Below are 15394 nucleotides of genomic sequence, written 5' to 3' on the forward strand. Positions count from 1 at the left end.
GTGCCTCGACCGGGAAGGTCGATGCTGTAACCCCGCGGCTCGGGGTGGCGGGTTGATCATCGACGGGTGAGCGGTGATGCTGCCGGTGGCTCGCAAGCCAGATGTGTTCGTCAGGGCGGTGACGCCCGAAGAGGGCCGCAAGCTGGCCCAGATCGCGCGGCGTAGCAAACAGCCGATCCGGATGCGGCGGGCCGTGGTGGTGATGGCCTCGGCTCGGCATCAGCCGGTCGGATTCCTCGCGAAGCTGATGGGGGTGTCGGAATCGTATGTGCGGCAGGTGATCCACGACTTCAACGAGAAAGGGTTCGACGCACTGGACACAAAATGGACACCGTTGGCGAATCCGAATTTGCCAACGGTGTCCAAAATGGAGCGGGGGCAGACCGGCGAAGATCGATCAACCGACGCGTGATCGGATCTGTCAGATCGCCCGGTGCTGCCCCCGCGACCTGGGCTGGCCCTTCTCGACGTGGAGCCTGTCGAAATTGGCGGAAGTGCTGCGGACCAACGGCATTGCCGAGCTCAGCCGCGAAACCGTCCGGCAGATCCTCGAAGCTGGCGGGGTGTCGTGGCGGGCCACGAAAACGTGGAAAGCCAGCAACGACTCTGACTTTCAGGCCAAGATGGCGCGAGTGCTCGACCTCTACGATCATCCGCCCGCCGACGGCCGGGTGATCTGTGTGGACGAGTTCGGGCCGTTGAACCTGCAGCGTCCGGGACTTCGCGGTCGGCTCCAAAATCCGCCGACCGGATTACCTAGCGAACATTGCCTGACACGGCACTAGCAGCGTTCATACTGACGCGCGAAGGGCTCCGACTCCGGTGAAACCTCGCGCCCGGATTCTGGGCAGCCGCCGACAAGGACGGCGAAACGGGGGCCGTTGCGCGTAATGATCGTGTAATCGACCACGACACCGCGCTGGGACAAGTAGCGAAGATGCCGATCGGCAAGTTGTGTCGCCTGCGCAGCGCTGAATTTCTCTCCGACGGGCGGGAATACCGTGACGCCCAGTGTGCGGCCTGCTGTGTCGGGCGGGTCGAATACCGACACCTCGACAATCGACGAGGTGGGTTGATCGGTCAGGAACCACTCCCACAATTCGAGTTCGCCGTTGGAGGGGAAGCGGGGGCGGCGGTCCAAGTACGTCAAGCTGGGTTCCAGTCTCGAGTGGTGCTCAAAAAGGCCGTCCTCATGAAGGGGGGACACTGTCCAGTCGTTGGATGCCAGCTCCGGGAAGTCCTGGATGATTCGGCGCATCGCCGCGGTGGCACGCTGGGGTTCGGCCTCGGAGCCCGCTCGGACACTGATGGATTCGGCTCCGTTCGCGTCTCCGGTGGGCTTGACGCCGTGGGTGGCCCAGTGAATCTCCGCACCGGTATTGGCCGATGACACTCGTGTCCAGGTGTATGCCGCGTTCGCTTCCACGTCCACGTCCCGCCCGAACCGCCAGTCCCCGAAATAGGAGTCTGTCATCCGGTGGATTCTGACCAAGGTCGAGTCGCCTTGATAGTGCGGCGGCAGCTGCTGAGCGCCCATGACACGCACCACAGACGCGGCCTCGGCTGGTGTGGCGTCATCGTCGAGCTGCACGTCGAGCTTGGAGATGTAGTACGAGTTGGGGCCGTACGGGTGGTACTGGAACGTATGTGACGCGTCGGCCACCCCCGGAAGGGCCTCGATGGCCGTCTCGATCACCCGGGACCAGCTGTCACGCTCGGCCTGATCGGGCCCTTGCGCGAAGAGCGAACATCCAGTCAGCAGGACTGCCCCCATCATCAACGCGATGGTGGGCACGGTGAAGCGCATAGCCGTTCATCCTGCCAGAGGTTGGCGCGTCAGGTCGTTGAGGAAGGACGTTCTCGAATGTCCTTGGTTCGGCGGTTATGGATCGACTTCGACTGGGGCCCACGGGAACAGCGCCGGGCAGTTACGGCATCAGCCATTCTGGACGCGGCACTAGCTCTCCGCCAGGCCTATTGAAGAGCGATCCAGCTCGCGATCTCGACGAAAGAGCCGAACACGATCTCGATCCCGCCGTCGCACGGGCCGCGGGATCAGGCCTGATCGAATTGCTGCTGGACGACGCGCATGGCGGAGAGTGCGGCGGGTGCGCCGCAGTATCCGCTGGTGTGGATGATCGCCTCGACGATTTCCTCGCGGGTGAGTCCGTTGTTGAGGGCGCCGCGCACGTGACCCGCGAGTTCTTCGTGCGCCCGCAGCGCAGTCAGGATGCCGAGGTTCAGCAGGCTGCGTTCCCGCCGGTCGAGGCCCGGCCGATTCCAGACCGCGTCCCAGACGTGTTCGGTGACGAAGCGTTGGATCTGCTCGGATTCGGTGCCCGCGGTGCGAGCCAGTGCGCGGTCGACGAATTCGTCGCCCATGACTTCGCGGCGGGTGTTCAAACCGCTCGTGTAGGCGGGTGACGCCGCCGCGTCGGGGTTGGTGTCCATAGTTTCGTTTCCTGTCTCGCGGGTTCGCGTGGCCGCGCCGAGCCACTTTACGGACCGCGAGTGCACGGCCTCACTGCCCCGGGGATCGAGGGGCAGGTGCGTGTCGTCCACGAATCTCGACGGCGATGAGACCGCGTGTGTCAGGGCGTTCGGTTCCGTGGACCGGGGATGTATTCGGAACCGGGTCAGTGACGGAACCAATCGAGCGTCTGACCATGTGCACCGGCATATCCCAGCGGAATCCCGTCCAATGCGACGACGAACCGCCCTGGCGTGTCCTGAGCGGGAACCGGAAGCTGCTCGGCCACCGATCCCACGACACCGCAGCCTTCGTTGGACAACCAGTGACAGGGCAAGCTTCGGATCGTCCGTTCGAAGCGGACTCGTTCGTCGACGCTCAGATAAGCCAAGACGGCGCTGTGGAAGACCACCACCGTCGTCCCATCCGGCGCGGCGTCGACCAACTCGGTCACCGTCTCGTTCAGATCCCCGGTCACGACATCCACCGGCCTGGCCCGGGCGATCGCCACCGCTTCGCGCAGCCGTCGCAGCCGCTCGGGCTGTCCCGGCCACACGAGGCATTCCAGCCAACGCATCTCGTCGGCATCGCTCACATCCAGCGGGTTCAGATCGACGCCCGCCCGCCACACGACCTCGGGCAAGCGATCCGGGATGGGCGGCTCCCCCGAAGTCACACACCGCAACATCACGCCGGAGGCGCCACCGGCTGGATGCAGATCGATTCGACCGTCATAGCGATAGCTGAACAGATCCGGATACAGGCACAGCCCCGCCGACGCACCGACCTCGATCAACGCCAATGGACCGGCAAGTCGCGCCAACGCCGGAAGCAGCACCGCGGCCCTGCCGACCTCGTTGGTCTGCGTCCTGCGCGCCGTCACAACCCGCGCGACATCATCCCAATGCTGGAACACCCAATCCCTGAACGCGGGATACGACGACTCACCGACCCCGAGATAGCGCGCCGCCGTCAACACGAGATTCGGCTGCCTCTTCTCCTCCGGAAGCCGATCGATCAACGACAACAGCCGGTTATCCGACGCAATCCCCCACGCCCACAACTCATAACACGACGAACTGCCCCGAGCCTCGAACTCGGCGAAACGTCGATACCGGTCAGCGGTCGTCTCCCAATCCACATTCTCGTTCTATCCGAACATCCACCGAGCTGACCAGCCAACGAATCCGGTCGACGAAAACCGTAGAACGCCTTGCCCATTCGATCGAGTCCGGAGTGATTTCGCCCGGAGCGCCGGTCGGTGACTTCCCGGGTGGTGATCGGCCGCATGATCGCCGAACTCGGCTGGAATGCAGTGCTATTCGGGCTATCACAGGCGATGCCCGTGGGCGTCGGTGCTGACTCGCCGGATGTCGGCTCATCGAGCGGGTAGCGTGGGCAAAGCTCGAGTCGCTGGTGCAGCTGCTGGTCGGTGATGGTTAACGCGTGGGCGCGTTCGTTGTCGCTCATGCCGATCGCCGCCGCGGTGTGGCGCGCGGGTCCATGGTGCGTCGGAGTTGCTGCGCGGCAGCGTGTTCCGGTCCGCCGGTGATACGGCGGTCCGCAACTCCGACAAACTCCGCCCGCGGACGACCGGCGGCAACGGCTGAGGACGGTCTGGCGCGGCGATCCCTTCTATCCCGCGCCTGGCGACAGGTAGCGGGTGGCATCGGGGATGCGGCCGAGGGTCGGTTAAGATCATCGGCAGTGCGTGCACGCCGCATCAGGCGTCCGCGCCAGGACGGTCCGTCCTCACCACGGGAACCCGGACCGGCGAGCCGATCATCTTGCGGCACACCCACGGCGGAGAGACCCGCCGGAACAAGTCGGTGTGCTCGGTCAGGAACGGCTTTCCCTCGACGCGTACCGGCATCTCCGGAATCGAGCCGTTCCGGCAGTGCCGGATCGGGCCGGTGCGCTCGCCCACGGTCGCCGCCGCGCGCGGCGCATCAGAAGGAGTTTCCCGTGAGATCCGCCCTGTCACGGCCCGAAGCGCCGCAGCACAGCGAAAATCGCTGTCCCACAGATATTTCCGACACCAACGAGCCGATCGTCGAACGTGTCACCGGCGCGCGATCCGTGGTGCGATCGCTGGAGGAACTCGGCGTCGAGGTGGTCTTCGGCATTCCGGGCGGGGCGATCCTGCCGGTCTACGATCCGCTGCTCGACTCCCGGCGCATCCGCCACGTGCTGGTGCGGCACGAGCAGGGCGCCGGTCACGCCGCCACGGGCTATGCCCAGGCGACCGGCCGGGTCGGGGTGTGCATGGCGACCTCGGGCCCTGGCGCGACGAATCTGGTGACCCCGCTCGCCGACGCGCAAGCCGATTCCGTTCCCCTCGTGGCGATCACCGGCCAGGTGCCGAGGCCCATGATGGGTACCGACGCATTCCAGGAAGCCGACATCACCGGCATCACGATGCCGATCACCAAGCACAACGTCCTCGTCACCCGCGGCGCCGACATCCCGCGAATCCTCGCCGAGGCATTCCACCTGGCCAGTTCGGGCAGGCCGGGCGCGGTCCTGGTGGACATCCCGAAGGACGTGCTGCGCGCCCAGACGGTCTTCCGCTGGCCGCCGCAACCGCGGCTGTCCGGCTATCGGCCGGTCACCGAGCCGAATCCACGCCAGCTCCGAGCGGCGCTGCACCTCATCGCGCGGGCGCACGCGCCGGTGCTCTACGTGGGCGGAGGCGTCCTCAAGGCCGAAGCCACCTCCGCGTTGCGCACTTTCGCCGAACGCACCGGCATTCCGGTGGTGACCACCCTCATGGCGCGCGGTGCGTTTCCCGACAGCCATCCCCAGCACCTCGGCATGCCCGGCATGCACGGAACGGTCGCCGCGGTGGCGGCAATGCAGAAGAGCGATCTGCTGATCGCCCTCGGCGCCCGGTTCGACGACCGAGTCACCGGCGACCCCCGCTCCTTCGCCCCGCACGCCGCGGTGATCCACGCCGACATCGATCCCGCCGAAATCGGCAAGATCCGGCACGCCGACGTGCCGATCGTCGGTGACTGTCGAGCGGTACTGGAAAGCCTGATCGCCGCGCTCGACGCGCATCGGGAACCGTTGCCGGACCTGTCGGCCTGGTGGGCGACGCTGCGCGAGCTCCGCGCGTCGTATCCGCTCGGCTACGACCGGCCCGCGGACGGCGCGCTCGCACCGCAGTTCGTCATCCGCGCCCTCGGGCGTGCCGCCGGGCCCGACGCCATCTTCTGCGCCGGTGTCGGCCAGCATCAGATGTGGGCCGCGCAGTTCATCGAGTACGAGAAGCCCCGGACGTGGCTCAACTCCGGCGGTATGGGCACCATGGGCTACGCCGTTCCCGCCGCCCTCGGCGCCAAACTCGGTGTGCCGCAGGCGGAAGTCTGGGCCATCGACGGCGACGGCTGCTTCCAGATGACCAACCAGGAGCTGGCCATCGCGGCCGTCGAAGGCGTGCCGATCAAGGTGGCGGTGATCAACAACGGCCATCTCGGCATGATCCGTCAGTGGCAGCACCTCTTCTACGAGGAACGCTATTCGCAGAGCGAGCTGGCCACCCACTCCCGGCGCATCCCCGATTTCGTCGAACTCGCCGAAGCTCTCGGTTGCGTCGGGCTGCGCTGCGGGCGAGAAGCGGACGTCGCGAGCGTGATCGAAGCGGCCCGCGCCGTGCACGACCGACCGGTCGTCATCGACTTCGTCGTCGGATCGGACGCCCAGGTGTGGCCGATGATCGAAGCGGGCGCGGGCAACGACCTGATCATGGCCGCCCGGAATCTGCGTCCGCTCTTCGACGACGCGGACGCCGGTACGGCCGAAACCAATGCGGCGCAGACGGGTACGCGATAAGTCGCGGCTCGGCGGCGGTGCGACACCGGCTCGGCCCGCGCGGGCTCGCCGCGATCCCTCGGCGGCGAGCCCGCATGCGTTTCAGCGACCCGGCTCCGGTGCGGCCGACCGCCGTCCTGGCGCGTCAGGAGTCCTGGCCTTACTCATGCAGCCCCTCGCGTCGCGACTGTCTGCTATCGGTTGCGCCGATAGCGGGTTCGAGGCCGGTAGCGATGCGGAGGGCAGCGGCACAGGCGTCCGTACCGTCCTGAGTGAGGGTGATCTTCAACATCCCGAGTTTGGTCCGCTCGGCCCTCTCCTACCTCTCACGAGATCACTGAGATCACCTTCAGCCTTCGACCTAAAGCTCGACTTCGTTCGTGGCGAGGCACCCAGTCGCCTACACCGAAGGGGTGGCCCGCCGCCGTCGCTGGAGGCCGGGATGAATACCCGGCGGCAACCCCGCATGCGAGGAAAGTCGGCGCAGTTGCTGGATGAGGTTCGCCCGCTCGGCCTCGTCGAGCGGTGCGAGGATCTCGTTCTCGATGGCCTCGGCCTCGGCTTCGGCTTCGGCGAGGGCCCGGCGAGCGCGTTCGGTCAAATGCACCGCATGGGCGCGCCGATCGGTGGGATGTCTTCCGCGGCGCACCAGTCCGCGTTCTTCCAGTTCGTCGACGAGCCCGACCATGGCGTTGCGGTGCACGTTCAGCAGATCGGCGAGCTCCTGCTGACTGCGCCCGTCGACGGCCACCAGGTGGGTGAGGATTCCGAAGTGCGCGGGTTCGAGCCCCAGCGGCGCGAGCCGCGCGGTGAACAGGTACGAGACGTGGTGGCCGATCTGGGACAACAAGAAGACGCCCCGGTCGTCCAGCGGCTGATTCGGCACACATCGACAGTAGCAAGCGCACGATACTGTCATCTAAGATGACAATATGACTATCCCGACCGGACACACGATGGCCGGCACCGAGCAGCCGGTGACACTCGTCAACGCCTTCTCGGTGCCCATGTCGCAGAAGGATCGATTCCTCGACCGCTGGAAGGACAACGCGCGGTGCATGGCGTCCGCGCCCGGATTCCTCCGCGCGCGCATGCTCCAAGCGGTCAACGACAAGGCCGAGCTGACCTTCATCAATGTGGCGGAATGGGCCACCGGCACCGCCTTGGACGCGGCTCGAACCAACCCGGAGTGGCAGCAATCGATCAAACGGTTGACCGACGACCCCGAGCTCGACGTCACCCCGCGCCCCATGGTCTACCGGACCGCGATCGACGTGGCGCCTGGAGACACACTCCTCTAACGCCGGAAGCCCCGAGAAAGGTCGTTCTCATGGATCTACATCTCACCGGAAAGACCGCCGTCGTCACCGGCGCCGGACGGGGCATCGGCCTCGCCATCGCCGAGACACTGGCCCGCGAGGGCGTCCGCACGACGGCACGCTGAAGACCGCGTAGTCGGCGTGCTGTCGGTGACCACACGCGTCCGCCCTCGAGCGGCCCTGCTGAATAGCGCAGGCGACCACGGGTAACACCCCCGGCGTTGAACCCGCCGATCGGGGGATGCACATCGAGACCGCTTTCGCCGCGCGGCAACGGCACGGGCCCCGCGCTTGGCCTGGTCGCCATCGCAATTGGCGTACCGCGCGAAAGGCGCCATGCTGCAACGGCACGGACCCCACGTTCGGCCTGGCAGCCATCGCAAGTGGCGTACCACGCGAAAGGCGCCGCGCGACTGCGGGATACGCGCGAATCCTCGACCGGCGGGCGTCCGACTCGGCCACCGTCATCCCTGTACCGCAGGAGTGGAATCGGTGTCTGCCGTTCCTGTCACAGCCGAACGGTAGCGTCCCGGACCATACGATCGTTCGTCTGGACGGTGTGGGCCCAGCCATCTGCTACAAGCTGGCGGGCCATCTCGGACCAGAACCGTCTTTCGTACCGGCACAGCGCATTTCGATACCAGAAAGAAGCCATGGACCTGCACCGATCCGCCAGCCGCTACTTCGGCGTGCCCGTACCCGCTCGCGTAGCCGACGCCCTCGACGACCGGCTGCTCGAGTATTGGGTGGGCGAGCGCGGCCCGCTCGTGGACGCCCACTTGGCGATCAACTACCCGTACTTCGGAGCGATCGACAAATCGCTGAGCGGCTTCGTCGTCATCGACGACGAGGGGGACGACTACACGCTGCTGGATCTGCGCGGCAGCGGCCGGGTGTGGTGGCAGAGTCACGAAACCCGGGAACTGGAACTGTGGTTCGACTCTTTCGACGACTGGCTGGCCTACCGGGACGAGCTCGAGCGCGCCGAAGCGAACGACGAGGACGAGCGGTCGAGATTCGATATTCGCGACTCCTTCCGTTCGCCGTCATCGGCCGCGGACTCCGAACCCGACCCGACCAGCGCCGAACTGGCGAAGCGCTATCAGTGGCTGATGTGGCTGCTGGCGCAGCCGTTGCTGCGCGACGGACAGCCCATGCAGTCCGCTGAGGACCTGGCCTCCAGCGCCGCCGGGCACTTCCTGCACCTGTGGAGCGAGACCGACGCTCAGAAGGTGTTCGAGGTGGAATTGCCCCTGCTGCACCGAGATCCCCATCTGGCCATCTACTGGTTGCTGCACACCGGCCTGCTCACGCAGGACGAGGACCGTGCCCGCGTACTCGCCGAGATCGGCCGTGCCGAGGAGCGTTCCGACCTCGTCGACGCCTTCGCCGGGGTCGTCGGCACGCTGGCGATCGACGGCGAGGTGGCGTCCGTGCCGGAGTTCCGCGTCCGCCGTTCGCTGCTCCAGCAGTTCGTCGCTTCCGACGACGAGGCGCGAACGCGGGCCGCGCTCACCGCCATGGAGATGGCCCCGGAGCACGTGCCGCTGGGCCGGGCGAGCTGGATCGTTCACGGCCTGAACAACGGAACGCTCACCGCCGAACAGGTGCGCGCCGCCCTGGATCGCATGCCCGTCACGACGGGTACGGCACTGGTGCGCGCCGAGGCGGATCGGCTGGCGGGACACGATCACAGCCCGGCCGCGGACACCCTCGTGCGTTTGCTGCCCACGTCCACCTGCGCCTGGTCGACGCGCGTGTGGGCGCTGTCCGTGGTGACGCCGCTGGTGCGCGACGGCGCGGCGCTCGCCGCGGCGGCCGGAGAGCTGCTCGGCAAAGACCCACACAGCGGTGCGTGCCTGATCGCCCTGCGGCGGGCCCACGAACTGTGCGAGACCGAACCGGTGCTGACCCGCGCGGAGCTCGACCTCCGCTGGGCCGACGCCCAGATATCATCCTCCTACCTGCAGCGGCTGGGCGATGCCGCGGGCGACCACGCCGCCATTCTGGCCGAGATCGACGGTGCCGAGCTGAGCGAGCTTGTCGCACAACGTGTTCTGCGGCGCGCGGACGTCGAGGACTCGCCGGCCGAGGTGATCGAATGGGCGCTGAGCGCCATGCTCGGCAGCGCGCACGCCGAGCGGGCCGCGCTGGCCGCCACCGGTATCGAGCACCTGCCCGCCGAGGTGCGCACCCGCGTGGTCCAGGGGCTGCGCGTGGACTCCCCGGACAGTGCCTTCGTTCCAGTGCTTATCCGGCTGCTCGAGCACACACCGGAGCCGGATGCGTCCGACATCCTCGCCGAGATGAACAACGACGAACTGAAGAAGGCTGTCTGCCTCGCACTGGCCCCGGTGGCGCATCATCCGCCGGTATTCGATGAACTGATGCGGCTGGCGGGCCTGCCCGCACCGGCCAGCACGGTCGAAGCGCTGTGGCAGCAGTTGTTCGATTCGAGCAAGAAGCATTGTGTGCTGCGACGGGCGTCGCCCGAGCAGGCCGTGCGGGCCGCCGCCGCCATGATCGACACAATTGTGGCCCATCCCGGAATAGGCGCTCGCAATGTCGCGGGCCACCAGCTGTATCGCTTCCAGCACTCCGGTGCGCACGACTTTCTCATCGAGGCGCTCGACGACTACGGCCGCCGCTATGCCGACTCCGACCCGGTGCACAGCGTGGCGCTCAGCCACGGGCAGACGGTGGACGATCAGCTCGAGGATGTGGTCGCCAATCTGTATTCCGCGGTACGGAACCTGAACTCCGACACCGCGCGCACGGCGTTGATCGAGCGGCTGTTCACCGAACGACGCAGCATCTGGCGGATGGGCAACGCACTCGGCGAGATCTTCTCGGCGGAGGTGCACCGGGATGTCATGCGGCGGTTGCACGATCGACACGACCATCGTGCTGCCGCGCACTACGCCAATGCCGTCACCGATCACGTGAAACAGCGATGGCCCATGGTCGAACTGCTGCGTGAGATCAGCGACTGGGCGACACCGCAGGACGAGACCGAACAGCGGGTGTTCAAGTACGCGCTGGCTGTCGGCATCATTGCCGCGTTGGAAGCCGATGAGTACGGCCTGGTCCGAACCGCCTACGCCACTTGGGAATCCATCGCTGTCGACGCCATCGAGCCCGACAACCTGTCTCGTGGACGAGAGTGGGCCGATCCGCTCATCTCGGACGACATGCGCGCCCAACTCGCCAACGTGCTGTCAGGAGAGGCCGATTCGGCGCGGCGTGACCTACTCGACAAGGGCGAGCGAGCACGTGCGGCGGGGCGGCCGCTCGCTCGGATCGGTGACGACGACCTCGAGACCTTGGCGGGCACCACCGTGCGGCGACGTCTGCTCACCGACCGAATCACGGGAGAGGTGTGGTTCCTCGACTCGGACGGCGATATCCACGCCTTCGACGGATTCGGCATGTCGGACGGCACCCCCTTCCAGTCGAGCCGGATCGGCCATAGCGGTATGCGAGAATTCCTGGGCGAGGGGCGCGAGCAATCCGAGCGCGCGTTGTTGTGGACGGTCTCGGGCAACGAATTCGTCGAATTGGTGCGCTATCTCGACCAGATCGTGTACCGGTGGGGCGTCAACAACGGCCGCTTCGACACGGTCGGCCTCACCTTTCCCGACCCGGCCACCGCCGAAAACGCCTTCACCCGAATGAAAACCACCTGCGCGGCGGCGAAATACACCGAATCCGATCCGTGGTATCTGCCCGGCCGGGCGGCGATCCTGCGCACCTTTTACCGGCCCGACGCTGACAGCGAGCGCCTGATGGCCTTCGACCGGCCCCGGTTCGCGGTGGACGCGGCGCTCGCGGCGGCTCATGAACGCCGGGAGCTGGAGCTGTATCGCGATGGTGCGGCGCTGTCCAAACTGGAGTGGGTGACCTGGAACGGCTATCGGGTACGCGAGGAACTGACCGTCGCCGAATGGGTCCGCGCTCGCATCCGCGTCGACAATCAAGACCCCGCCTGGCATGTCGCCGCCCTCGGCGAGATCGCCGAATACCTGACGGCACAGGGTTTCACCGCGCATTCGCCCGGTCTGCACGGGTTCGAGGTGGAAGTCGGTCCACCCGCCTCGCCCGAGGACATCGACGCCCTCGAAGCCGAGCTCGCGGCACCGCTACCCGCCATCCTGCGCACGCTGTGGGAGCGTATCGGCTACGCCGAGTGGCGAATCGGAGAGACCGGTCTGCGACTCCTGTGCCCCGCCGAGGTACGGCAGGAACGGGCCCGCATGCGCAAACTCGGGGCGAAGTACACGGCCGCGCTGCGCGGTGAGCAGCAACTCGAATGGGAACCCGTGCTGTCGGCCATGAGCGCGCTGGTGGTCGGCCTCGACGGCACGGTCGACACCGTATTCTCCGATGTGTCACCGAGCTCCGACGACCGGGTCTTCATGTACCTGGATCAGCATCCGGCCGAGGCGTGGTGGGAGAAGTCGCTGTCGTGGATCCTCGCGTCCTCGTTCCTGAGCCGATTCGCCCACCACCTCGAACAGGCAGCGCCCGAAACCATGATGCTCTTCGGCGGCCAGCGGCGCGGCCCCGAACTCACTCGCCGGTACTTCGAGGCCGCCGGGCCGCACGGCACCAAATTCTGGGAGATCGTCACCGATCCCGGCCTCGATACCGTCGCCACCCGGCACGGTAGAGAAGGCGCCGTGGGCACCGTCAACACCAAACGCTACGGCGACCCGGTCAAGGCCGCCGCCCAGGCCGCGAAAACAATTGCCGCCAAACAGAAGAGCGGATACCGGGAGACCGCTGACTAACGCGCACTCAGCCGAGCAGTTGGCACGCGAAGGTGGCGTAGGTGTCGGCGAGATCGTCGACACCGATCCCGAGTTCGGGACGCCACCATGCCGTCATCGCCTACAACGGCGAACCTTCGCCGGGGCCTGCGCTTGTGCGAGTCGCAACCTCAGTGGCGGAGGGACTGATTCCTGTCGCGGTCGACCGTCCGGCCGCTCGCATGCATGGGAACTGGTCCGTCGGGGCCGCCGGTGAAGGAGAACTGCGGGCGAGTCGGCTTCGCGGTCGCCAGGTCCATCTCGAGGCGTTGAGCCATGGTCGCCAGTGCGAGAACGGCTTCGGTGTTGGCGAAGACATGGGCTACGCACATGCGTTTTCCGGCTCCGAAGGGCAGCGTGGCGTGGCGTTGTGTGGGTGTCAGGTTTCCGGGCAGGTAGCGGGTCGGGTCGTAGATCTCGGGATTCGACCAGACTCCGCCGTGATGATGCAGAGCATGCAGGCTGATCGTAATGGTGGTGTTGGCCCGTACCGGGAAATCGCCGAGCAGATCATCACTTCTCGCAACGCGGGCAAGTCCGACGATGGGCGGATACAGTCGCATGGTCTCGGCGACAACGGCTTTCGTCCATGGCAGGAAATCCACGTCGTCGGCGGTGGGGGTACGGCCGGCGAGGATGTCGTCGAGTTCGGCGTGCAGGCGAGCGCGGACATCGGGGTGTTCGGCGAGCAGTTTCCAGGTCCAAGCGAGCACTGTCGCAGTGGTTTCCATCCCGGCACCGATGAATGTCATCAGCTCGTCGTGGATTTCGGCATCGGTATAACGGTGCCCGGTCTCCGGATCGCGCGCCTCCATGAGCAGTGCGAGCAGGTTGTCGCGGCGGGTGATCGCACCACTGCGATGATCGGCGATGAGCTGATCGATCACCCGGTCGACGTGCCGGAGATCAGCGATCATGCACGGCGCGATAATCCAGCTGGCGGCGCGCATGACACGCATGGGCAGGTTATAGCGGTTCGTGAGCTCGGCGAGCGCGTGCAGCGGACGAGAGACGCCCGCGACGAACCCGACTCCGAACAGGCGCAGCATCCGGGAGAGGGTGATCTCCGACATCGGCCCCGTGAGGTCGACGCCGAACATGGTGCGGGCGACGATATCGAGTGTGAGCCTGTTCATTTCGACGTTCACGTCGACGGATGCTCCGTCGGCACCGAGCTGGAGGATACGCTCGGCGCAATCTCGAGCGGCGTCGGTGATCGGGCCTGCGAGTGTGGCGATGTTGCGTTTGCCGAACACGGGCGCTACCAGACGGCGATTTCGTTGCCAGCGTTGCTCATTCCGCTCTGTGACCAGGCCGCGTCCGAATGCTACGGCGAGCATGTCATATTCCGCGCTCTTGGTGTAGTTGTCCTGGTTGGTCACCAGGACATGCCGCGCCAGCTCTGGGCTGCGCACCACCACAAAGCGCTGAAACGGCATTCGGGCCACTAAAATGTCGTCTCCACCGGGAAGTTGGGTGCCGTAGAAGTCGGCGAGAGTGCGGTCGCGCCAACGCGGCACCACCTGGGCGGCAAGCTTCCACGACTGCCACCACGACACGCGTGTGCGATGCCAGCGCAGCGGAGCCGGCTGCCATCGGGGCGGGTAGAGCGTCCGGTCAGGCTCGACCGATCGTGTCATCATGACGAATCCCCCTGTCTACAAAGGCTTTTGTCGCAGCGTAGGCCGCGAAATCGAGGTAGACGTCCGCCGTTCGAAGGACAACCTGCATGCCCGGTCCGGGTTATCGTCGAAGCATGACAGCGCGCGGCCCAGCGCCCGTAGGGTGGGATTTCTGGTACCGGATCTGGTGCGCCTACGTGGTCGGCGGCACCATCGCCACCGGCGTTCTCGTTGTCGTAATGCAGTGGGGCGAAGAAGGGCAGCTCGCGCGCCGAACTCGCCGCAGCCGTGCGCGCGGCCGCCCGGGGCGAGACCGTGCTGGCGCCCTCGGTCAGCGCACGGCTGCATCACCGACAGCATCGCCCGCGCGCGGCGTTGTCAGCCCGTGAGGTGGAGGTCCTCGGGCATGTCGCGCACGGACTGACCAACGCCGAGATCGGGCGACTCCTGCACATCAGCGAGACAACCGTGAAAACACACCTGCAGCGCGCGTTCACGAAACTCGACGTCTCCGACCGCACCGCTGCCGTCACGGCAGCCTTGGCACAGGGACTGCTGGTTACATCGTGAGCCGTACTCCCAGCCAGCCTTCACCCTGTTGCACGAGCAAGATCGACAGCCAGCACGAACGCGCACTCATGGCTCCCCTTTATGTCAAGACACTCTTGCGGGGTAGCAAGCCATTCGAAGGCACGAGAAACTTCGCACCCTGGCTACTGACCTTCAGCTACGCGCGGCCGTCGGCCGTAGAGCCGACGAGGCGGTCTCGGATCTGACCTGCGAGGCGCACCCGTTCGCGCACGGCCGCGCCGTCCCCTCGCGCCGACGGATGCCCACGTCAACGCACCGCGGGCGGCCCCTGACTCCGGTAATGTTTGGAGCGTATGAACACGCCGAGCTTGCGAATTCGCCGCAACCTGTGTGTTGTAGTGGTGTGACCAACACTTCCGGAGACGCGTATCCCATGGCGGACACGATGACCACCTCCGTCGCAGTGCGTGACGGTGCGACCGTGCTCACGGTGGCCGGCGAGGTCGATCTCGCGACCGCGCCCGCACTGGAGACCGCGATCGAGGGCATCCTGGCGAGCAAGCCGACGGCACTGATCATCGACCTGACCGCGGTCAGCTTCCTCGCCTCGGCGGGGATGGCGGCCCTGGTCGCGGCGCATCAGCGGGCCGGGTCGGCGACGACCATCGCGGTGGTCGCCGATGGACCGGCGACGAGTCGTCAGCTCAAGATGACCAGCCTGGATCAGGTCTTCGCGCTGCACTCGACGCTCGAGGAGGCGCTGACCTCGCTGCGACCCAACTGACCCGAACGCGGGGGGGGGGGGGGGGGTGGGGGGGGGGGGGGGGGGGG

11 protein-coding genes and 2 pseudogenes are annotated in these 15394 nt (G+C 66.6%); 8 read left to right on the forward strand and 5 right to left on the reverse strand.

The features are described 5' to 3' along the window. The first annotated feature begins 76 nt into the window (after positions 1-76). Positions 77-412, forward strand: a complete 336-nt coding sequence (locus tag AC3EO7_RS37390; protein ID WP_435593829.1) for a helix-turn-helix domain-containing protein — start codon at positions 77-79, stop codon at positions 410-412. Between the two features lie 4 nt (positions 413-416). Beyond that, positions 417-785, forward strand: a complete 369-nt coding sequence (locus AC3EO7_RS37395; protein ID WP_435593830.1) for a hypothetical protein — start codon at positions 417-419, stop codon at positions 783-785. Here AC3EO7_RS37395 and AC3EO7_RS37400 read toward each other — a convergent pair. From AC3EO7_RS37400 to AC3EO7_RS37410, 3 genes are all read right to left on the reverse strand, one after another. Next, positions 782-1807 (reverse strand): hypothetical protein, encoded by a 1026-nt coding sequence (locus tag AC3EO7_RS37400; RefSeq protein ID WP_435593822.1) that lies wholly within the window; start codon positions 1805-1807, stop codon positions 782-784. The two genes, AC3EO7_RS37395 and AC3EO7_RS37400, sit on opposite strands and share 4 nt — an antisense overlap. Positions 1808-2055: 248 nt before the next feature. After that, positions 2056-2451: a carboxymuconolactone decarboxylase family protein gene (locus tag AC3EO7_RS37405; protein ID WP_431968784.1), complete on the reverse strand. Its 396-nt coding sequence runs from the start codon at positions 2449-2451 to the stop codon at positions 2056-2058. 185 nt (positions 2452-2636) lie between these two features. Continuing rightward, entirely contained in the window at positions 2637-3611 is a 975-nt protein-coding gene (locus AC3EO7_RS37410; protein ID WP_435593823.1) for a DUF2332 domain-containing protein, read from the reverse strand. 887 nt (positions 3612-4498) lie between these two features. On the opposite strand from AC3EO7_RS37410, the gene AC3EO7_RS37415 reads away from it, so the two are divergent. Beyond that, positions 4499-6304, forward strand: coding sequence for an acetolactate synthase large subunit (locus tag AC3EO7_RS37415; protein ID WP_435593831.1), 1806 nt, complete (start codon positions 4499-4501; stop codon positions 6302-6304). Positions 6305-6683: 379 nt separating this feature from the next. On the opposite strand, the gene AC3EO7_RS37420 is transcribed toward AC3EO7_RS37415, so the two are convergent. Continuing rightward, positions 6684-7169, reverse strand: coding sequence for a MarR family winged helix-turn-helix transcriptional regulator (locus tag AC3EO7_RS37420; RefSeq protein WP_435593825.1), 486 nt, complete (start codon positions 7167-7169; stop codon positions 6684-6686). Between the two features lie 46 nt (positions 7170-7215). Here AC3EO7_RS37420 and AC3EO7_RS37425 point away from each other — a divergent pair, with 46 nt between their 5' ends. The 3 genes and pseudogenes from AC3EO7_RS37425 to AC3EO7_RS37435 all read left to right on the forward strand — a co-directional run bounded on the left by AC3EO7_RS37425 (position 7216) and on the right by AC3EO7_RS37435 (position 12392). Further along, the gene (locus AC3EO7_RS37425; protein ID WP_431968792.1) at positions 7216-7584 is read left to right on the forward strand and encodes an antibiotic biosynthesis monooxygenase family protein; all 369 of its coding nucleotides are present in this window, start codon (positions 7216-7218) and stop codon (positions 7582-7584) included. Positions 7585-7613: 29 nt separating this feature from the next. Continuing rightward, positions 7614-7712, forward strand: a pseudogene (locus AC3EO7_RS37430) (SDR family NAD(P)-dependent oxidoreductase); the annotation flags it as partial. 543 nt (positions 7713-8255) lie between these two features. Continuing rightward, positions 8256-12392: a WGR domain-containing protein gene (locus tag AC3EO7_RS37435; RefSeq protein ID WP_435593826.1), complete on the forward strand. Its 4137-nt coding sequence runs from the start codon at positions 8256-8258 to the stop codon at positions 12390-12392. A gap of 149 nt (positions 12393-12541) precedes the next feature. On the opposite strand, the gene AC3EO7_RS37440 is transcribed toward AC3EO7_RS37435, so the two are convergent. After that, positions 12542-14053: a cytochrome P450 gene (locus AC3EO7_RS37440; protein WP_435593827.1), complete on the reverse strand. Its 1512-nt coding sequence runs from the start codon at positions 14051-14053 to the stop codon at positions 12542-12544. Positions 14054-14287: 234 nt separating this feature from the next. Between AC3EO7_RS37440 and AC3EO7_RS37445 the strand changes: the two are divergent. Next, positions 14288-14602, forward strand: a pseudogene (locus AC3EO7_RS37445) (response regulator transcription factor); the annotation flags it as partial. Between the two features lie 406 nt (positions 14603-15008). Further along, entirely contained in the window at positions 15009-15347 is a 339-nt protein-coding gene (locus tag AC3EO7_RS37450) for an STAS domain-containing protein (RefSeq protein WP_435593828.1), read from the forward strand. The last annotated feature ends 47 nt before the right edge of the window (positions 15348-15394 follow it).

The organism is Nocardia sp. bgisy118 (genome assembly GCF_057708605.1).